This window comes from Methyloceanibacter marginalis (assembly GCF_001723295.1).
Classification (GTDB): domain Bacteria; phylum Pseudomonadota; class Alphaproteobacteria; order Rhizobiales; family Methyloligellaceae; genus Methyloceanibacter; species Methyloceanibacter marginalis.
The window spans coordinates 1-3,221 of record NZ_LPWD01000045.1 but is presented as its reverse complement, the minus strand read 5'-3'; the positions used below and the strand labels follow the sequence as shown (position 1 = coordinate 3,221).

At 64.1% G+C, this 3,221-nt stretch carries 2 protein-coding genes and 1 pseudogene; all 3 read left to right on the top strand.

Translation table 11 applies throughout. The features are described 5' to 3' along the window. Positions 1-1,579: urease subunit alpha (gene ureC / locus AUC71_RS02390; protein WP_069622984.1), on the top strand; the 1,579-nt coding region annotated here is incomplete at its 5' end. Continuing rightward, positions 1,576-2,213 (top strand): annotated as a pseudogene (gene ureG, locus AUC71_RS02385) (urease accessory protein UreG). The gene ureC and the pseudogene ureG, both read left to right, overlap by 4 nt. Before the next feature lie 176 nt (positions 2,214-2,389). Beyond that, positions 2,390-3,221, top strand: an 832-nt coding sequence (locus AUC71_RS02380; protein WP_244500764.1) for an urease accessory protein UreD, incomplete at its 3' end; no start/stop codon positions are given.

Here is a 3,221-nt window from a genome sequence, read left to right as displayed (position 1 = left end):
CGGCGGCGGCAAGACCCTGCGCGACGGCATGGGCTTGAAGTCTGGATATGACAGCAGCCAGGGCTCGCTCGACATGCTGATCAGCAATGTCGTGGTGATCGATCCGGTTCTCGGCATCGTCAAAGGCGACATCGGCATCAAGGACGGGCGCATCGTCGGCGTGGGCAAGGGCGGCAACCCGGAGACCATGGACGGCGTCGATCCCAACCTCATCTGCGGCGCGGCGACGACCGTGCGGGATGCGGAAGGCCTCATCGCCACGCCGGGCGGGATTGACGTTCACGTCCATTTCGACAGCGCTCAGCTCTGCGAGCATGCGATCAGCTCCGGCATCACCACCATGATCGGCGGCTCGCTCGGGCCCATCACCGTGGGCATCGACTGCGGCGGCGCCTGGAACGTCGGCAAGATGCTGCAAGCCGCCGAGCACTGGCCGATCAATTTCGGCTTTCTGGGGCGCGGCAATTCCTCGAAGCCGCGCTCGCTCTACGATCAGTTGGCCGGCGGCTGTCTCGGTCTCAAAATCCACGAGGATTGGGGCGCCATGCCGGCGGTGATCGATACCTGCCTCGGCGTCGCGGACGAGCTTGATTTCCAGGTCCAGCTTCACACGGACACGTTGAACGAGAGCGGATTCCTCGAGGACACGCTCGCCGCGATCAACGGCCGCACCATCCACATGTACCATACGGAGGGTGCGGGCGGCGGTCACGCGCCCGACATCATCGCCGTTGCGGGCGAGCGCAACTGCCTGCCCTCGTCGACCAATCCGACCAATCCCTTCACGGTCAACACGTTCGACGAACACCTCGACATGATCATGGTGTGCCACCATCTGAACCCGGCGGTGCCGGAAGACGTGGCGTTCGCCGAAAGCCGCATCCGCGCACAGTCCATCGCCGCCGAGGACGTGCTCCACGACATGGGCGCCATCTCGATGCTCGGTTCCGACAGCCAGGGCATGGGCCGCATCAACGAAGTGATCTGCCGCACCTGGCAGCTCGCCAGCAAGATGCGCGATCAGCGCGGTCGTCTCGGCGAGGAAAAGTCCAGACTGGGCGATAACGAGCGCATCAAGCGATACATCGCGAAATATACCATCAATGCCGCGCGCACCTTCGGCATCGACAAGTATATCGGCTCGCTGGAAGGCGGAAAGCTCGCCGACGTGGTGCTCTGGCGTCCGGCCTTCTTCGGCATCAAGCCGGAGCTCGTCGTCAAAGGCGGCTTTATCGTCTGGGGCGCCATGGGCGACAGCGCGGCATCGCTCATGACCTGCGAGCCGCTGCTGATGCGGCCGCAATGGGGTGCCTTTGGCTCCGCACCCAAATCGCTCAGCGCACACTTTGTCACGCAGACGGGCGCCGATGCCGATGTCGCCGGAAGCCTGGGTCTGACCAAGCCGGTGCTTCCCGCCAGCGGAACCCGCAAGCTCAGCAAAGCGGACATGTTGCACAACGACGCGTGTCCGGAGATCAAAGTCAATCCGCAAACCTTCGATGTGTTCGTCGACGGCGATCTGGCGACCTGTGAGCCGGCGGAATCCCTCCCTCTGGCACAGAAATATATGCTGCGATGACCGAGCCCGGAAAAAGCAACGGCCCGGCGCGGGTGGGGATCGGCGGCCCGGTGGGGTCGGGCAAGACGGCGCTGATCGAGCGGCTGTTGCCCTTGCTGGCCGAGGCCGGTGTGGACACAGCCGTCGTCACCAACGATCTCATGACCAAAGAAGATGCGGAGAGGATCAGGCGCAGCGGTCTGATCTCGCCGGAGCGCGTGTTGGCCGTCGAGACCGGTGCCTGCCCGCATACGGTCATCCGCGAAGATCCGACACCGAATATCGAGGCGGCGGATTTCTTGGAGACCAAGTTTCCGGAGCTCGATCTCATTCTGATCGAGAGCGGCGGCGACAACCTCGCCTCCACCTTCTCCTTCGATCTGGTGGATTATTGGCTGTTCGTGATCGACGTGACGGGCGGCGACGACATTCCGCGGAAGCGTGGGCCGGGAGTCGTGCAGTGCGACCTCCTGGTCATCAACAAGTTCGATCTCGCCCCTTACGTGAATGTCGACCTGGATCGGATGGTCCGTGAGGCGCATGCGTCCGCGGCGGAAAGCCGATCCAGCTCACGAACTGCGCCACCGGGGAGGGAGTTAACGAGATCGTCGGGCGACTCGCGCGGGACGTTCTGTTTCACGACAGAGCGGCATAGGACACGACATGCACGGCGGCGTAAGCGACCACGAGGACCTCCTTGCAAGACGGCGCGGCCGTATCGACCTCACCTTCCGCCGCGCACCCGATGGAGGCACGTTTCTGGGCCGCCAATACGCCAGCTATCCATTTCATATCTGCCGGCCGCATCGCTATGTGGGTGACCCGTCCGGCATGGCGACCCTTTATCTTCAGTCGGTGGCCGGCGGCCTGTTCGAGAGCGATCGGCTTGAGGTCCGCATCGCCGCGGAGCCCGGATCGGCGCTGCATGTGACGTCTCAGGCCTCGACGGTCGTCCATAGTATGACGCGCGACCATGCGGAGCACGCCGTGACCATCAAGGCCGGGGAGGGCGCCCTGGTGGAGTATCTGCCCGACGCGACGATCCTGTTTCCGCAGGCCAGGCTCGCATCCCGGATCCAGGTCCAGGCGCACGAAACCGCTTCGGTCATCTGTGCCGACGCGTTCCTGGCGCACGATCCTTCGGGTTCGAGCGCCATGTTCGACCGGCTCGACAGCGACATGACGGTCGCCGGGCCGACCGGCCAAGTGCTCGTGCGGGACAAGTTCCGCATTACGGGCGACCTCTTAAAGCGAAATCTTCCGGGTTTGAACGGTCCCTGGATTGCTCAGGCGACGGTCATGGTGATCCATCGGGGACCTTCCTTGGAGGCGCTTCTCGAAAACATCCGTGCGGAGTTGGAGCCGCTACCCGATATCTTCGCCGGTGCGTCACGCCTTCCTGGCGAGGTGGGCGTTTGGACGCGCATCTTGGCGTGCGACGGCCACGCGCTTCGCACCGCCGTGCTTGCCGTTTGGGCGTGCGCCCGCGAGCAAATGACGGCGAAGCGCCCCGGCGTCGCCGCAAATAGAAGTGAGGGACATGCTGATCGACCGCGACAAGTCCCTTCTCCTGCTCGTGGATATGCAGGAGCGGCTGCTTCCGGCTGTCGTCGACGGCGAGAGAACGTTGCGGAAAGCCGGTCTTCTAGCCGCAGCGGCCGAC